The 15,150-nt window shown below is 73.2% G+C and carries 21 protein-coding genes; 10 read left to right on the top strand and 11 right to left on the bottom strand.

Features of this window, described 5'->3' with window-relative positions; genetic code table 11:
- The first annotated feature begins 130 nt into the window (after window positions 1–130).
- Genes K1Y72_RS12670 through K1Y72_RS12680 form a run of 3 tightly spaced genes read left to right on the top strand, consistent with a single transcriptional unit; the run spans window position 131 to window position 2,791 of the window.
- Entirely contained in the window at window positions 131–775 is a 645-nt protein-coding gene (locus K1Y72_RS12670; protein WP_220166311.1) for a carboxymuconolactone decarboxylase family protein, read from the top strand.
- Window positions 772–1,341 (top strand): GNAT family N-acetyltransferase, encoded by a 570-nt coding sequence (locus tag K1Y72_RS12675; protein WP_220166312.1) that lies wholly within the window; start codon window positions 772–774, stop codon window positions 1,339–1,341. Before K1Y72_RS12670 ends, K1Y72_RS12675 begins: the two co-directional genes overlap by 4 nt.
- Before the next feature lie 55 nt (window positions 1,342–1,396).
- A complete protein-coding gene (locus tag K1Y72_RS12680) occupies window positions 1,397–2,791 on the top strand; it encodes an NAD(P)/FAD-dependent oxidoreductase (RefSeq protein WP_220166313.1) in 1,395 nt (464 codons plus the stop codon).
- Window positions 2,792–2,798: 7 nt separating this feature from the next.
- Here the strand turns inward: K1Y72_RS12680 and K1Y72_RS12685 are convergent, their stop codons facing one another.
- Window positions 2,799–3,233, bottom strand: a complete 435-nt coding sequence (locus tag K1Y72_RS12685; protein WP_220166315.1) for a DsbC family protein — start codon at window positions 3,231–3,233, stop codon at window positions 2,799–2,801.
- A gap of 51 nt (window positions 3,234–3,284) precedes the next feature.
- Window positions 3,285–3,638 (bottom strand): hypothetical protein, encoded by a 354-nt coding sequence (locus K1Y72_RS12690; protein WP_220166317.1) that lies wholly within the window; start codon window positions 3,636–3,638, stop codon window positions 3,285–3,287.
- A 125-nt stretch (window positions 3,639–3,763) separates the two neighbouring features.
- Here K1Y72_RS12690 and K1Y72_RS12695 point away from each other — a divergent pair, with 125 nt between their 5' ends.
- Complete coding sequence (locus K1Y72_RS12695; RefSeq protein ID WP_220166319.1) at window positions 3,764–4,192, top strand: hypothetical protein; 429 nt, start codon at window positions 3,764–3,766, stop codon at window positions 4,190–4,192.
- Here the strand turns inward: K1Y72_RS12695 and K1Y72_RS12700 are convergent.
- Together K1Y72_RS12700 and K1Y72_RS12705 are read right to left on the bottom strand one after the other, a co-directional pair.
- A complete protein-coding gene (locus K1Y72_RS12700) occupies window positions 4,156–4,599 on the bottom strand; it encodes an ATP-binding protein (RefSeq protein ID WP_220166321.1) in 444 nt (147 codons plus the stop codon). The genes K1Y72_RS12695 and K1Y72_RS12700 overlap by 37 nt on opposite strands.
- Window positions 4,596–4,853, bottom strand: coding sequence for a hypothetical protein (locus tag K1Y72_RS12705; RefSeq protein WP_220166323.1), 258 nt, complete (start codon window positions 4,851–4,853; stop codon window positions 4,596–4,598). The genes K1Y72_RS12700 and K1Y72_RS12705 overlap by 4 nt, the downstream gene beginning before the upstream one ends.
- A 181-nt stretch (window positions 4,854–5,034) precedes the next feature.
- On the opposite strand from K1Y72_RS12705, the gene K1Y72_RS12710 reads away from it, so the two are divergent.
- The 4 genes from K1Y72_RS12710 to K1Y72_RS12725 all read left to right on the top strand — a co-directional run bounded on the left by K1Y72_RS12710 (window position 5,035) and on the right by K1Y72_RS12725 (window position 7,657).
- Window positions 5,035–5,889, top strand: coding sequence for a helix-turn-helix domain-containing protein (locus K1Y72_RS12710; protein ID WP_258572354.1), 855 nt, complete (start codon window positions 5,035–5,037; stop codon window positions 5,887–5,889).
- Window positions 5,886–6,098: a DUF397 domain-containing protein gene (locus K1Y72_RS12715; RefSeq protein ID WP_220166327.1), complete on the top strand. Its 213-nt coding sequence runs from the start codon at window positions 5,886–5,888 to the stop codon at window positions 6,096–6,098. The genes K1Y72_RS12710 and K1Y72_RS12715 overlap by 4 nt, the downstream gene beginning before the upstream one ends.
- A gap of 791 nt (window positions 6,099–6,889) precedes the next feature.
- Window positions 6,890–7,081, top strand: coding sequence for a DUF397 domain-containing protein (locus K1Y72_RS12720; protein WP_220166667.1), 192 nt, complete (start codon window positions 6,890–6,892; stop codon window positions 7,079–7,081).
- A gap of 168 nt (window positions 7,082–7,249) precedes the next feature.
- A complete protein-coding gene (locus K1Y72_RS12725) occupies window positions 7,250–7,657 on the top strand; it encodes a nuclear transport factor 2 family protein (protein WP_220166329.1) in 408 nt (135 codons plus the stop codon).
- A gap of 106 nt (window positions 7,658–7,763) precedes the next feature.
- Here the strand turns inward: K1Y72_RS12725 and K1Y72_RS12730 are convergent, their stop codons facing one another.
- The 3 genes from K1Y72_RS12730 to K1Y72_RS12740 form a co-directional block, all read right to left on the bottom strand.
- A complete protein-coding gene (locus tag K1Y72_RS12730; RefSeq protein ID WP_220166330.1) occupies window positions 7,764–8,339 on the bottom strand; it encodes a GNAT family N-acetyltransferase in 576 nt (191 codons plus the stop codon).
- 42 nt (window positions 8,340–8,381) lie between these two features.
- Entirely contained in the window at window positions 8,382–9,233 is an 852-nt protein-coding gene (locus tag K1Y72_RS12735) for an alpha/beta fold hydrolase (RefSeq protein ID WP_220166332.1), read from the bottom strand.
- 83 nt (window positions 9,234–9,316) lie between these two features.
- Entirely contained in the window at window positions 9,317–10,387 is a 1,071-nt protein-coding gene (locus K1Y72_RS12740; protein ID WP_220166334.1) for a trypsin-like serine peptidase, read from the bottom strand.
- A 182-nt stretch (window positions 10,388–10,569) separates the two neighbouring features.
- Here K1Y72_RS12740 and K1Y72_RS12745 point away from each other — a divergent pair, with 182 nt between their 5' ends.
- On the top strand, window positions 10,570–11,046 hold the full coding sequence (locus tag K1Y72_RS12745) for a hypothetical protein (protein WP_220166336.1): 477 nt from the start codon (window positions 10,570–10,572) through the stop codon (window positions 11,044–11,046).
- On the opposite strand, the gene K1Y72_RS12750 is transcribed toward K1Y72_RS12745, so the two are convergent.
- The 3 genes from K1Y72_RS12750 to K1Y72_RS12760 all read right to left on the bottom strand — a co-directional run bounded on the left by K1Y72_RS12750 (window position 11,029) and on the right by K1Y72_RS12760 (window position 13,220).
- Window positions 11,029–11,709 carry a GNAT family N-acetyltransferase gene (locus tag K1Y72_RS12750; protein ID WP_220166338.1) on the bottom strand — a complete coding sequence of 227 codons (681 nt, stop codon included), beginning with the start codon at window positions 11,707–11,709 and terminating at the stop codon, window positions 11,029–11,031. The genes K1Y72_RS12745 and K1Y72_RS12750 overlap by 18 nt on opposite strands.
- 31 nt (window positions 11,710–11,740) lie before the next feature.
- Window positions 11,741–12,385, bottom strand: coding sequence for an NAD(P)-dependent oxidoreductase (locus tag K1Y72_RS12755; protein ID WP_220166340.1), 645 nt, complete (start codon window positions 12,383–12,385; stop codon window positions 11,741–11,743).
- An 85-nt stretch (window positions 12,386–12,470) separates the two neighbouring features.
- Window positions 12,471–13,220, bottom strand: a complete 750-nt coding sequence (locus tag K1Y72_RS12760) for a TetR/AcrR family transcriptional regulator (RefSeq protein ID WP_308287035.1) — start codon at window positions 13,218–13,220, stop codon at window positions 12,471–12,473.
- A 96-nt stretch (window positions 13,221–13,316) separates the two neighbouring features.
- Here K1Y72_RS12760 and K1Y72_RS12765 point away from each other — a divergent pair, with 96 nt between their 5' ends.
- The gene (locus K1Y72_RS12765) at window positions 13,317–13,709 is read left to right on the top strand and encodes a VOC family protein (RefSeq protein ID WP_220166344.1); all 393 of its coding nucleotides are present in this window, start codon (window positions 13,317–13,319) and stop codon (window positions 13,707–13,709) included.
- Here K1Y72_RS12765 and K1Y72_RS12770 read toward each other — a convergent pair.
- Entirely contained in the window at window positions 13,663–15,060 is a 1,398-nt protein-coding gene (locus tag K1Y72_RS12770) for an MFS transporter (protein ID WP_220166346.1), read from the bottom strand. The genes K1Y72_RS12765 and K1Y72_RS12770 overlap by 47 nt on opposite strands.
- Window positions 15,061–15,150: the final 90 nt, after the last annotated feature.

A 15,150-nucleotide genomic window follows, 5' to 3' on the forward strand; every position in this document is an offset into this window, starting at 1 on the left:
AGGATGGTGAGCAGGCGGTGTCCACTCTCGCCGAGAGGTGTTACGGAACCGCTACGTCACCATGATCTGAGGGTTTCACATAACGGACAGGGGGTTGAGACGGCGCCGCGCACCGCCTAGCGTGCGGTAAGTGATCGACCCCCTGAGCGGTGACCACGGCAACGAGCACCGCCCGCAGCGGCTGCCCCTGCTGCCGCCCGGCATGCTGAGGGACGAGCAGCGCGCCGTCTACGACGCGGTCACCGGCGGCCCCCGCGCGGGCGGGCCCGCCCCCTTCGACGTCACCGACGGCGAGGGCCGCCTGCTCGGCCCGTTCAACGCGATGCTCTACAGCCCCGCCGTCGGGATGCCGCTCCAGGAGCTCGGCGCCGCGCTGCGCTTCCGCACCGGGTTCACCCGCCGCGAGCGCGAGATCGCCGTCCTGGTCGTCGCCCGGCACTGGCGCTCGGCGTTCGAGTGGTACGCCCACGAGCGGCTCGGCCGCCGCGCCGGCCTCACCGACGCCGAGATCGCCGCGCTGCGCGAGGGCCGCGTTCCGATGCTCGCCGACGTGCGCGAGCGCCTCGTCTGCGAGGCCGCCGCCCAGCTCACCGCCGACCGCGACCTCGGCGACGCCCTCTACAACGAGGCCGTCGCCACGCTCGGGCGCGCCGCGCTCGTCGAGCTCGTGTCCCTGGTCGGCTACTACGCGGCGCTCGCGCTGCAGATGAGGGTCTTCAGGACGGGCCTGCCGGAAGGAGAACCGGCCCCCGCCTGGGGTGAGGAGGGATCGTGACCGAGGTGCTGCGCACGGGCAGGCTCGCCCTGCACCCGCTCGGCGCGGGCGACCACGCCGAGCTGCTCGCGCACTGGACGGGCCCGGTGGTGCGCCGCCACCTGTTCGACGACCTGCTGGTGTCGGCCGAGGAGATCAGCGAGATCATCGCGGGCAGCGAGCGGGACTTCCGCGTCGAGGGCTACGGCCTCTGGGCGCTCCGCTGGGCGCCCGGCGAGGGCCCCGACGACGCCCCGGCCGGCGAGCTGATCGGCGTAGCCGGGCTGCGCGGCCACCACGGCACGGGCGGCCCCGACGGCGCCGACGCCGAGATCGTCTACAGCCTGGAGCCGGCCCGCTGGGGCCAGGGCCTCGCCGCCGAGGCCGCCGCCGCCGTCCTGGACTACGCCTTCGACGTGCTCGGGCTGCGCGGCGTCACCGCCGAGGTCGACGCCGCCGGCACGGTGTCGGCCGAGGTCGCGCGCGCCGTCGGGATGACCGCGCGGCGCAGCGACCCCGACGGCACCGCGCACTACGCCGCCCACCGCGGCTCCTGGCACGGATCGCGTCGCCCCGTCCACGCCTGACGACAGATTCCGTCGCCTCTAGGCGAAATAGGGTGGAATACAGCAATATGTCGCCATGAGTTCTGCAGCGGCGCCGCTCGCTCCCGGCTTCGCCAACGGCGGGGTGTCCTACTGGTACCGGGCGATCGGCCTGCCCGAGCCCGGCCCGCGCCTGATCGGGCCGCTCGCCTGCGACGTGTGCGTCGTCGGCGGCGGCTACACCGGCCTCTGGACCGCCTACTACCTCAAGAAGGCCCAGCCGGACCTCCGGATCGCCGTGCTGGAGAAGGAGTTCGCCGGGTTCGGCGCGTCCGGCCGCAACGGCGGCTGGCTCGTCGGCGAGATCGCCGGGGCGCGCGAGCGCTACGCCGCCCGGCACGGCCGCCCCGCCGCCGTGGCCCTGCAGCGCGCCATGTTCGACACCGTCGCCGAGGTCGTCAACGTCGCCGCCGCCGAGGGCATCGACGCCGACATCGTGCACGGCGGCGTCCTCACCGTCGCCCGCAACGCCGCCCAGCAGAACCGCCTCGCCGACATGGTCGCCGAGAGCCGCGCCTGGGGCTGGAACGAGGACGACCTCGTCCTGCTCGGCCCGCACGAGCGGCTGGAGGTCGCGGACGCCACCGGCCTCACCTGGAGCCCGCACTGCGCCCGCGTCCAGCCCGCCAAGCTCGTGCGGGGCCTGGTGGCGACGGTCCGGGCGCTCGGCGTCGACGTCTACGAGGGCACCCCGGTGCGCCGCATCCGGCCGGGCGCGGCCGTCACCCCCTACGGGACGGTCACCGCCCAGTACGTCATCCGCGCCACCGAGGGCTTCACCGCGGGGATCGCCGGGCACCACCGCGACTGGCTCCCGATGAACAGCTCCATGATCGTCACCACGCCGCTGCCCGCCGAGGTCTGGGACCGCATCGGCTGGGGCCGCCGCGAGCTGCTCGGCGACATGGCGCACTACTACACCTACGCCCAGCGCACCGCCGACGACCGCATCGCCTTCGGCGGCCGGGGCCGCCCCTACCGGTACGCCTCCAAGGTCGACGACGCGGGCGACACCCGCCCCGAGACCGTGGACGCCCTGTGGCGGATGCTCGTCGACATGTTCCCGGACGCCGCCGCCGGGCAGGTGGACCACGCCTGGTCGGGGGTGCTCGGCGTGCCCCGCGACTGGTGCTCGACCGCCGTCGTCGACCACCGCACCGGCCTCGGCCACGCCGGCGGCTACACCGGCCACGGCGTCGCCGCCGCCAACCTCGCCGGCCGCACCCTGCGCGACCTGGTGCTGCGCCGCGACACCGAGCTGACCGCGCTGCCGTGGGTGAACTGGCGGGTGCGGCGCTGGGAGCCCGAGCCGCTCCGCTGGCTCGGCGTGCACGCCATGTACGCGCTGTACCGGGGCGCGGACGCCCGCGAACGCGACGCGTCCGACACCTCGGGCCTCGCCCGCATCGCCGACGCCATCACCGGGCACTGACCGCCGGTCAGCCCGCCAGGTGCCGCGCGATCTCCGCGGCGGGCATGGCGCCCGCGAACATCGCGCCGTCCTCGAACACCAGCGTCGGCGTGGAGTCCACCGACAGCTCTCGCGCGGCGAGCCGCAGCTCCTCCAGCGGGGCGTACCGGTCGGGCTCGCCGGCGGGCTCGACGCCGTCCAGCATCAGCCGCGACCAGGCGGCGGCCCGGTCGTCCGCGCCCCACACCAGGCGGGCGAGCCGGTCGGAGTCGGGGTAGATCTCCAGCGGCAGCAGCAGGGTGTGCACCGTCACGTCGTCGATCTTCGGCAGCTCGTCCCGGTACAGCTCGCGGGTGAACCGGTCGGCCGGATCGCCGAACACCGCGATGCGCCGCCGCCCGTCCCCGCGCGTCGCGGTGAACGCCAGGTCGAGCGGCAGCTCGTCGAACCGCAGATCCGCCATGATGATCATCCCTTCGTCGCAGCCCGTATACCCCGGGCCGCCGGCGGGGAATCACGCCACCGGCGCCGCCGCGTAGGAGGCCAGCCGGTCGGCGGCGGGCAGCTCGTCCTCGTACTCGTACGCCTCGGGGTCGTACAGGTCGTAGCGGGCGGTGAGCAGCCAGAGCACCCACTCGTTGATGCGGCGCGGGTCGGGGACGGGGTCGCCGCCGAGGACCTGCATGGCGCTGACCTGCCGGGTCCGCCAGCCGCCGGCGAGGGTCCAGTCGAGGTCGAGCCGGTCGGGGCCGAAGAACACCTCGACGGTCGCGCCGTCCTCGGTGTGCTCCCAGCCCGGCACGTGCAGCCCCCGCCGCCGCGTGAGGGCGTGCACGACTGCGTCCAGGTAGGCGTCATGGTCGCTCATCGCCATATTGTGACCGCTCGGCGTGACCGGACCGTGGAGGCGCGCGGCGCGACGCCGGGGTCGGGTCATCACCAGGGAGATCGCCCTTGGTGCGGGGGCCGCCGCGATGCGGGACAATCACCGACATGATCGACAGATCCGGCGAGTGGTGGCGCGGCGAGGACTTCGCCGACCTCGCCGAGTTCGTCACCGACTACGCCGCCGAGGGGTACCCGGTCGCCCGCGTGGCGGAGGCGGTCTGCGCCTGCGGCCGCCGCGTCTTCGAGGTCGAGGTGGAGGACGGCGCGGGCGCCCGCCGCCGCTGCACGGCGTGCGGGACGTGGTCGTTCATCGCCGACAGCGGCGACCACTGGGGCGAGCAGGAGCCGTACGCCTGCGGCTGCCCCTGCGGCGCCGAGGAGTTCGCCGTCGCCGTCGGCTTCGCCCTGCGCGACGACGGCGAGATCCGCTGGATCAGCGTCGGCCTGCGCTGCGTCGCCGACGGAATCCTGGGCGTCCACGCCGACTGGAAGATCGACTACGGGCCGACGGGGCACCTGTTCGCCCTGGCCTGAGGACCGGCGAACTCGGCCCACACGACCGTCCCGCGCCCGTGCGGCCGGTGCCCCCACCGCACCGCGAGCGCGTCCACGATGCAGAGGCCCCGCCCGCTCTCCCCGCACGCGCCGGTCTGTACCGAGGGCCGCGCCCCGCCCGCCCCGTCGTCCACCACCTCGACCCGCAGGACACCGGGACCGCGCAGCAACGTGACGGTGAACGTCCCGCCCCGGCCCGACGCGGTGTGCCGAACGGCGTTGCCCGCCAGCTCGTCCACGACAAGGACCATGTCATCGAGGACGCCGGCCCTTGCCGCCACATGCGCGGGAACGAGAGTGTCCCGCAGAAAGCGGCGCGTCAGCGCGACGGAGCGGTTCATCCCCGGCAGCGTCAGCGCGGCGAGCACGCGCAGCTCATCGCTCATGCGGCAGCGTCCAGCGCGATCCGGTGCGCCACGTCCTCCAGGTTGTGAACGCCGAGCTCGGCGCCTCGCCAGCACACCCGCCACGCCTCGCGCCGCTCGACGGCGAGGACGGCGTCCCGCTGGCCGTCCCGGCAGTACACGAAGAGCACCGGTTCGGCGTCCCGGGGGAGCACGAGCGACACGGCCACAGGCGCGGCCCGCAGCGCCCAGGCGAGACGTACGAGCAGCTCGTAGCGCGCCCTCGACGGTTCCATCGGCGTTCCCTTCTTCCGAGGTCACCGCCAGATTCGTCGCCCCCCGCCACCCCCTCAACACGTTCGGCACAGGTTCGACCCATCGGACGCTGAGCCCTCGGAGGCTGAAGTTTCAGCGACCGATGTATCCAGTTTCCTGAGAACCGATTGACGCGGATGCAGAGAGTGACAGGCTAGATGCATGTGCGCCGCTCATTCCCCCTTTCGTCGCCGGAAGATCGGATTTGCCCTCCGCCGGTTGCGCGAGGACGCGGGCCTCACCCAGGACGCGGCCGCCCGCATGCTCGAACGGGCGGCGGCGTCTTTGAGCGCGTACGAGAACGGCAAGACGGCGGTGAAGCCTCGCGACCTGGAACAGATACTCCAGCGTTACGGCCTGCCGGCCGACTCGACGGAGTTCAAGAGGCTGATGGCTCTGTCACGGCGCAAGGACGCCGCGCCCTGGATGAGCCGATACCGCGAGGACGAGGAACCCAACGATTTCGGGTATGCGGCGCTCGAAGCTGAGGCGGTTCGCCGGTCCGCCTACGAGGCGTCCCTGGTCCCTGGCCTGCTCCAAACGCCCGAATACGCACGAGCGATCTACAAGGTTTTTCAAGGTGTCGTGCCCATGGCGGGCGGGCTTGATCGCGGGGTCGAGTTGCGTATGGCCCGTCAGCGGCGACTATCCGAGGACCCCAAGCTGGAGATGTCATGGCTGATCTCAGAGAAAGCGCTGCATCTCTCTTTGGGGGGCGAGGCCGTCATGCAGCACCAGTGGAAGCATGTGCTGGACGTGACGGAGGCTCCTCACCTGCGGCTGCGGGTATTGCCCTTCAAAGGTGGGGCGACCCCGCTGATGCATGGTTCGTTCTCCATCCTCGAATTTGAGGAAGGAATGAAGATCGTAGCCGTCTTCGAGCTGCACCAGGCGATTTTTCTTGACGATGAACCCGTTCTGTGCATGTATGAGGCCGCATTTTCGCAAGCGGAGCAAATCGCGCTTTCTGAGATCGAGTCGCGAGCTCTCATCAAGAGGGTAGTCTTTGGGGCGTGAAGCGCGACACCCACGCCACGAACTGGCGTAAGAGCAGCTACAGCGATGTTCCTCAATCAGACTGCGTCGAAGTGGCGCCCTTCCCGGAGGGTGCGGCGGTCGGAACGAGAGACTCCAAGGACCCGTACGGCCCGGTCGTCTCCCTCGCCTCCACTGCCTGGCGCACCCTCCTCGCCGACATCAAGCAAGGCGCCCACGACCTCGCCTGACAGCTCGTCCCGCTCGCGCCAGGCATGTGCCGCGAGCGATGACCACCCGGTCGCGATTCGTTGACTTGCGGCGTGTTGACGATTGGGAGCGCTCCCATGGGGCAACACGCCGCAAGTCAACAAGCGATGACCATCCGGTCGTTGCCGCTGGCGCTTCGCGGTTGCCCGCCGTTCGCGTCGCGATCGGCCTTTGAGGCATTCGAGCGGTTCGGCGGGCGCGGGCTTGCTGATCTGCGTCGTCTGATCGTCCCGCCGGCCCCTATGCCAGGCGGGTGCCCCCGCTGGCATCGGGCAAGAGGTGCACGCTTTCGCCCGGGAACACGCCCGTGATCGGCATCGCCCGGCTACCCTCCCGCTCCGCGGTCCGTTCCTCCGCTGGCGATGACCACTCGGTCACCATGCGTTGAGATGCGGCGTGTTGGGCGCTTTGGAGATCCAAAGTGGCCAACACGCCGCATCTCAACAAAGAGCGACCGGGTGGTCATTGTCCGTGGTCGCGGCTTTCGGCAGGCGATGGCGCGGGGGTCGGGCCCGGTCGTCGGGTGGTGCTCGCGGCGGGCCGGATCTCGGTACTCGACCTCGTGCCGGGCGTCGTTCAGCAAGGTGATCAAGGCGAACCAGGCGATGGGGGAGGCCGGCGGGGGGATAGCCGGCCGAGGCCGTCCTTGCCGGGCGGTCCCGATCGCTCCGCTCGTCGCGCATCGAGCAAGGCGCCCGGGATCTGCACGAACTGCGATGGCGTGCCTTTGTTGCCGCAGGGTACCCGGCACGTGAAGGGTGATGATCACTTCATGAATTGGCGGAAGAGCAGTCGCAGCGATGTTCCCCAATCGGATTGCGTTGAAGTGGCGTCCTTCCAGGACGGTCTTGCGGTCGGTGCACGGGATTCCAAGGATCCGCATGGTCCGGTCGTCGCCCTGGCCCCCGCCGCCTGGCGAGTCCTCCTCGTCAACTTAAAGCAGGGTGCCCACGACCTCGCCTAACGCACCGCCGCACGCTGCTGGCGATGGCCGGCCGGGTCGGTACGGGCGTTGCACGAAGGCCGCGTGGCGGGCTTGCGTGACGCGCGGAGCACTCATGCGAGATGGTGATGGGAGGCATGCGAAACGGTCGCTGGTGGCATAGGTGCTGCTCCGCCTAGCCTCCTTCGCATGAGTGCTGAAGAGAACAAGAAGCTGTTCCAGGAGATCTTCGAGCAGATGGCGGAGGGCAACGGGCGTGCGCTGACCGACGCGATGGCGGACGAGTGCCGTTGGGTCTTCCCTGGGGCGTGGTCCTGGTCGGGGGTCTGGGAGCCGAAGGAGCGGCTCGTGGGCGGGATGCTGCGGCCGCTGATGACCCAGCTCACCGGCTACCGCGTCCGGGCCGAGCTGATCCTCGCCGACGGGGACCGCGTCGTCGTCCAGGCCCGCTCCACGTCCACCACCAAGCGCGGCGAGTCCTACGACCAGACCTACTGCTTCATCTTCCGGGTCGCGGACGGCCGCATCACCGAGGTGGTCGAGCACTGCGACACGTCCCTGGTGGAGCGGGTCCTCGACCCCATCGTGCCCGCCTGAGCGGGACGGCGCCCGGCGGGGCCCAGACGGCCGGGGTGGTCTGGGCCTTGCCTGCCGGCGATGGGAGCGCGGCGGCTCGGCCGCGCTCGGGCGGCGGGGCGGTGCCTTACTCGGGAGAGAGCCACTCCTCGGCCAGGAGAGCGTAGGCGAAACCGTCGAGCCACCCCTTGGTGCGGTGGAGGGACTCCTTCACCGTGTGCTGTTCGCGGCGCATCCCGACCCGCTCCATCAGCCGCCACGAAGGTTCGTTGTCGGAGAAGCAACCCGCGTACAGGCGGCGCAGGCCGAGACCCCTGAAGGCGACGTCGATGAGGGCGCGGACCGCTTCGGTGGCATAGCCCTTACCGCCGAAGGCGGGATCCAGCGTCCATCCGATCTCCGCCTGGACGTCCTTCGCCTGGTCGGCGACCTCCTCTTGGGCATAGGCGTCCTGGATCCACAGCGTCAGGTCGCCGATCACCCGGCCGTCCAGTTCGACGACGAGCACGTCCGCGAGCCGCTCCTGACGGAGGAAGCGCTCACGGTAGCCGTCGTACGTCGTCGCGGCGGACCCGATCCATTCGTAGACCTCCGGCAGTTGCCGGTAGGTCCAGGTCGCGTCCAGGTCGTCCGGGGCGGCCCGGCGCAGCAGCAGCCGATCGGTGGAGACCGGCCAGTCCAGCGTGGCGAGGGGGTGGCGCATGGATTCCATGCTGGCAGAGCGGCGATGGCGCACGAAAGCGGATTACCGTCCGAGCGCGAGCATCGCCTCGGCGACCTCGCCGATCGCCGCATCGGGTATCGCCGTGGCCGCCTCCTCCAGGACGAGCAGCCGGGCCCCGGGGATCTCGCGGGCGAGCGCCTCGCCGTTGCCGAGGGGGAAGAACCGGTCACGGCGGCCGTGGACGACGAGCGCGGGGATCTTGACCTCTGGCAGGCGCTCGCGCCAGCGGGGTCCGCAATCGAGCCGGGAGAACACCATGCCCAGCTGGTTCGCCATCTGGACGGAGGGAGCGGTGCCGGGCGTGCGGTCCCAGATGCGCGCGGCGGCCGTGCGGGCGGTGGCGGGGTCGTCGCCGAGGACCTCCGCCCCGGCGGCGGCGAACTCCGCGACCGCCTCGCGGTCGGCCCAGTCGGGCATCGGGCGGGCGAACAGCCGTCCCATCGTCGCCTCGTCGTGGCCGGGGAGGTCGGCGTCAGGCGGTCCGGGGGCCACCGGGCGGGTGCCGATCAGGGTGAGCGCCGAGAACGCGCCCGGATGATCGAGCACGGCCGTCTGGGCGACCATCCCGCCGACGCCGATCCCCGCGAGATGGGCGGGTTCCCCGCCGAGCAGGCCGGCGAGGGCCGCCGCGTCGGCGGCGAGGTCGCGCAGGGTGTAGGCGGGCGCCTCCGGATCCGTGGTCGTCGACGTCCCGCTGTCGCGCAGGTCGTAGCGGACCGCGCGGCGCCCGCCGGCGGCGAGGCGCTCGCACAGCGCGTCGGGCCAGGACAGCATCGTCGTCCCGCCCGCGAGCAGGACGAGCGGTGCGTCCCCGGCGCCGAACGACTCGACGCCCAGCGCGGTCCCGTTGACGTTGACGGTTCTCGAAGTCATGCCAGGACGGACCCGGTCCGCCGTCCGAACTCATCGCCGTCCCGCGAGGCCCAGGCGGGGCGGGGGCCGCCTGGGCCGGTCGGTCAGTCCGCCTGGACGGCGGCGCGGACGTTGATGGCGGCCTGGCCGAGCTGCGGGCTGCGCTCGGTGGCGATGCCGGCGGAGGGGTGGTGGCTGTTGTCGCCGATGAGGTAGCCCCAGCCGCGCGACAGCGGCATGCTGTAGATCCACGGGCCGCCGCTGGAGCCGGAGCCCATGTCGCAGCCGATCTCCAGGTACAGGGCGACGGGGGTGGCGTTGCCGACGCAGAACCGCAGGTCGTTGCCGGCGGTGCTGATGCCGGAACGGGCCGGGTGGGTGTTCTGCGGGTAGCCGAAGGAGCGGACGTCGGTGAACGTGGTCTCGCTGTAGGCGTCACCGAACTTGTAGCCCTGCCAGCCCACCACGTCGCCGACCTTCTTGCCCGCGGAGTTGGTGGACAGCGCGATCGCGCCCATGTCGTAGGTGTGGCTCTTGCCGTTGTGGTAGCCGGACGGCACGCTCCAGCTCTTGCCCGCCCACGTGCCGTAGGGCGAGCTGCCCCCGTGGAAGTCGGGCGCGAACAGGAACTTGGAGTACCACTTGCCGCTGCCGGTGCTGATGCAGTGGCCGGCGGTCCAGACCGTGCTGTGGTTCGCCGAGTTGATCACGGTGGCGGAGCAGTAGTGCCGGGCGCCGCCGGTGTCGGTGTAGTAGAGCCTGCCGATGGACGAGGCGGGCATGGCGCCGTGCGACGCCCACACCTTGGACGCGGAGAAGTGCGTGAGGGCGTAGGTCTCCACGGCGGAGGCCGGGGCGACGGCGGCGGGGGCGGCGCCGTCGGCCGTCTCGGTCACCGCCGTGGGGGGCTCCGGCGCGGCCTCGGTGTAGTCGGTGGGGATGGGCGCGGGCGTGGCGTCGGCCATGGCCTCCGCCGTCCAGTACTGGGTGACCTGCTCCGCGGCCGTGGAGGAGGAACCGGAGCTGGACAGGGGCGCCGGCAGGCTGCCGGTGGCGGGCGTCCGGGGGTCGGCGGCCGCGGCCTGGCGGGCCTGTGCCGGCGCGACGCCGAGCGCGACCGCGGCGACGGCCGCCGCGAGGAGCGCGCCCAGCCGGGCGGTGCGTCGTGGTGTCATCTCATCCCTTCCGGATGATCAACGAGGACGCCCCCAGATAAAGCGATCTTGATGGCCGCCGGGTGTCCACCACATGATCATCCGGTGCCGCCCGTCCCGGCCGCCGGCCCTGGCCTGACGTCGGCTCGCCGGTTACCGTCCTTGCAGCGGTTGCGCCCGGCTCGTGGACGGGGTGAGCGGTCATGGTGGTCGCCGGCGGCACGCCGGACTTCGAGGAGATCCCCGGGCTGCGGGTGCGCGCCGAGGCCGGCGACCGTGACGCGGCGGGGCGCCTCGCGGAGCTCCTCGCCCGGCGCGGCGACGCCGAGGAGGCCCTCGACGTGTGGGCCCGCGCCTACGGCGACAGGGAGCCCGCGGCGAAGCGGCTGGCCGGGCTGCACGTCCAGGACGGCGACCTCGCCGGCGCCGTGAGCGTGTGGATGTTCTCGGATTCGATGTGGTACAATCCCGCCGGCCTCCGCGCGGAGGCGATGCGCCGCCTGACTCCCGAGGAGCAGATGGAGGAGGACGACGGCCCCGAGGACTGGGCCTACATCCAGGCCGAGGCGCTCATCGTGAAACTGGCCCGGCGGGGCGACGAGACGTCGATCGCGGAATTGCGCGCGATGGCCGAAGCGGGCGACCACCTGGCGAAGAAGCACCTAGAGGGTCGGGCCTGACACCGGGGGAGTCGCGGCGACGCGGTAGTGGTAGCGGCATGTCTCGGTGAAGCCGGTGTTCCCGTAAAGCCGCAGGGCGGCCGCGTTCTCCCGCTCGACCTGCAGATACATGCTCTCGGCCTCGCAGGCCATCGCCCAGCCGGCCAGCGCGCCGAGCACGGCCCGGCCCGCGCCCTTGCCGCGGTGCGCGGGCAGCGTCGCCAGGTCGAAGACGCCCGCCCAGCCGTCATCGAGGACGCCCCGGCCGATCGCCACCACCTCGCCGCCGGCCACTGCGGAGGCGTGGACGGACGGGGACGGCACGCGCACCAGCATGGTCAGGTAGGCGTCCAGGTCCTCGCCGCCGACCGCTTGCCACGTGGCGAGCCAGGCGTCCGACGGGCGGTCGTCCAGGGACACCGGCAGCGCGTCGAGCGGCTCCGGGCAGGCGGACGGCGTGATCTGGAAGCGCGCCGCCAGACCGTGCCGCCCGTAGAAGCGCTCGGCGTCCTCGACCCGCCGCGCGAGGTCGTCCGGCGTCCCGCCGCCGTGCGGCAGGACGGTGCCGATCCACCAGGACGCGGCGGGGGCGAGGCGCAGCCACCACCCGTCCCGGTGCTCGACCTGCTCGGCCGGAAGGGCGCGGGCCGCGCGCTCCTGGAGCGCCCGCGCATCGCCGTTCATGGCGGCCATGGTGGCAGACGGGCCGCCCGGCTCAGTAGGCGACGGTGAAGCGGGCGCGGTGGTGGGCGGGCTCGTCGATCTCGTCCACGAAGGCGATGGCGTAGTCCGCGCCGGAGATGAAGGACTTGCCGTGCTCGTCGGTGACCAGGACGTTGTCGCCGAGCCGGTAGGTCCCGGTGCGCTCGCCGGGCACCCAGGCGCCGAACTCGGCGGCCGGGCTGACGTAGAACCAGTCGGCGCCCGTGTCGGCGGCCCGCAGCGCGTCCAGGACCTTCGCGTGCGAGGCCGACTCGGTCCGGGCGGCCTCGGGGAAGCCGGCGGTGTCGATGAGGCGCGGCCCGCCCTCGCGCACCTTCAGGCTGCCCGCGCCGCCCACCACGCCGATCCGGGCGCCGCCCTCGGCGGCCGCCTTGAGCAGGTTCGGAACGAGCGCGGCGAGGTAGGGCTGGCCGTCCGCGCTGCCGTGGACCGCGACGACCAGGACGTCCGACCGGGCCGCCAGGTCGCGCACCAGCGCGTCGTCGCCGATGGAGCCGGCGACCGGCGTGACCCCCTCGCGGGCCGCGGCCGAGCCGGACCGGTTGACCGCGATGACCTCGTGCCCGCGGCGCAGGGCCTCGTCGGTGATGTGGCCCCCGGCGTAGCCGGTGGCGCCGAAGACGGTGATGGTCGCCATGGGGATCCCCTCGATCGGTGCTCCGTTAACGATCTTCCTATACCCCGTACCGCCACCTGAGCAGCATCGGAGCGCGTTCCGGGCGCTACTCGATCAGGGCCGCCAGGCCGTCGAGGACGCGGGCGAGGCCGAAGTCCCAGGCGCGCCCCGGGTCGTAGGCCGCGCCCTGGGCGCTGCCGGCGGCCGTGCCGACGCGGGCGGCGAGCGGGTGGGCGTCCGGGTCGAGGACCTTCGCCAGCAGGGGCGCGTTCGCCGCCCACCAGCGCTCGTCGTCGGGCGCGCCGTCGCGGAGGGCGGCGGCCTCGGCCGCGGCGCGGGCGGCGGCCTGGACGAAGGCGAGGACGTAGGTGAGCGCGGCGTCCATCGCCACGTCGTCCAGGCCGAGGCCGTCGAGGGCCGACAGCTCGTGCTCGTACTTGGCCATCAGCCCCGGCCCGAGCGGCGGGCGGACCGTGGAGACCGCCGCCGCCCACGGGTGGGCCTCGAACAGCGCCCTGTTGTCCTCGGCGACGGCGGCGACGCGGTCCCGCCAGGGCCGGCCGGAGGTGTCGGCGCGCGGCATGCGGGCGTAGACGGCGTCCAGCATCAGGTCCAGGAGCTCGGCCTTGCCCGGGACGTAGGTGTAGAGCGTCATCGGGGCCGCACCGAGCCGCTGCGCCACGGCGCGCATCGTCACCGCGTCCAGGCCGTCGGCGTCGGCGAGGGCGACGGCGACGGCGACGACCTCGTCGATGCTGAGCCGCTGCTGCGGGCCGCGCCGCCCGGCGGCCGGGACGCGCCAGAGCAGCTCCAGGGTGCGGACCGGATCCCCGGCCCCGCTTCGATCGTTGGGCACCCCACCATCCTCACGCATCGGCGCCGCGTTGCGGAATAACTCCGTACAACGTACGTTGTACATCGTACGAAGTCATGCCCCGATCGAGGAGGATCCTTGGCGATCACCGCCTCCGCCGTGTCCCTGAACGTCGACGACGTCGCGGCGTCCAGCGCGTTCCTGACCGGCCACTTCGGCTTCCGCGAGGAGACGGCCGCCGACGGGTTCGCGTCGCTGGCCCGCCCGGACGCCGGGATGAACGTCATCTACCTGCGGCGCGGCCTCGCCTCGCTGCCGGACGACCAGCGCGACGACCACGCCGACGGGGTGATCCTCGCCTTCGTCGTCGACGACCTGGAGGAAGAGCTCGCGCGCCTCACCGGCGAGGGCGTCGCCGTCACGATGCCGCTGCGCGAGGAGCCCTGGGGCGAGCGCGCCTTCCAGGTCACCGACCCGAACGGGGTCATCGTCCAGCTCGTCGACTGGAACGGGCCGGTGACCGACGCGTAGCGGCGGCGGCCACGAGGAGGGCGGCGACCGCCGCCGACGCCCAGGCGAACGTCGGCGCGCCGGTGCCCGGCGGCCGTCCGGCGGCGGTCGCCGCGAGCAGCAGCACGGCCGTGCCGATCGCGCTGCCGAGCTGCGCGCTGGTGTTGACGAGGCCCGACGCGGCCGCGCGCGGTCCCTCCGGGACGTCGGTCGCCAGCGACGTCGAGGCCACCGACGACAGTCCGAGCCCGAGGCCCGCCAGGCCCATGCCGGTCCCGAGCAGCGGCAGGGAGCCGATGCGCAGGAGCGGCAGGGCCAGGCCGGCGCCGATGAGGGCGAGGCCGAGCGCGCAGACGCGCTCGCCGGGCCACCGGGCGAGGAGCCGGGCGGCGGACGCCGATCCGGCGATGACGAGCACGCTGAGCGGCAGGAACGCCGCGGCCGTCCTCAGCTGCGACCAGCCGAGAGCCCCTTGGAGGTACAGCGTGATGAGGGTGGCCGCGCCGGTCGTCGTCGCGGTGTTGGCGAAGGCGGCGACGGTGCCGTTCCGCACCTGGGGGAGGGCGAGGAGCGGGCCGGGCAGCAGCGGCGCGTCCGACCGGCGGTCGACCGGCACGAACAGGGCGAGGGCGGCCGCCGCGCCGGCCAGCAGGCCCGCGCCGAGGACGCGGTGCGGCGGCTCGCCGAGCAGCGTCGCGCCGACCACCAGCAGCATGACGCCCGCCGTCAGCAGGGCCGTCCCGGCGAGGTTCAGCGGCGCGCCGCCCTCCGCGCGGACCGGCGGCGCGAGGGCGGCGACGAGCGCGGCGAGCACCCCGGCGACCGCCGCGAGGCCCCAGAAGACCGGACGCCACCCGGCGAGCTCGCCGAGCGTCCCGCCGACCACGAACCCCGACGCGCTCGCCGCCGCACCGGCGGCGCTCCAGCCCGCGAGCGCGCGGGCCCGCGCCCGCTCGTCCCCGCCGGTCACCGACGTCAGCAGCCGCAGCGCCGACGGGACGGCCAGCGCGGCCGCGGCGCCCTGCGCGCAGCGGGCCGCGGCGAGCACCAGCGCCGACCCGGCGAGCGCCGCGAGCGCCGACTCCGCCGCGAACACCGCCAGGCTGAGCAGGATGCAGCGCCGGTAGCCGATCCGGTCGCCGAGCCGGGCGCCCAGCATGAGCAGCCCGCCGAAGAACATGGCGTACCCGGTGGCGACCGGCGTCCCGGCCGACGCCCCGGCGCCGACGTCGTCCAGCATGCGCGGCAGCACGGTGAGGACGACGGTGACGCCCATGACGTCGATGAACTGCACGAGGCAGAGCGCCACCACCGCGCCCCGGGCGCGCGCGGGCAGCCCCGCGCGCCGCTTCTCCCAAGCGCTCGTCGCCATCCGCGATCTCTACCCACGGAGAAGCGTTCGATGGCGCCCGCACCGCCCCCGCGCTACGATCACGAAACCGGCTAAACGGTTTTGGAGGTG

This window comes from Actinomadura parmotrematis, assembly GCF_019458805.1.
GTDB lineage: Bacteria > Actinomycetota > Actinomycetes > Streptosporangiales > Streptosporangiaceae > Spirillospora > Spirillospora parmotrematis.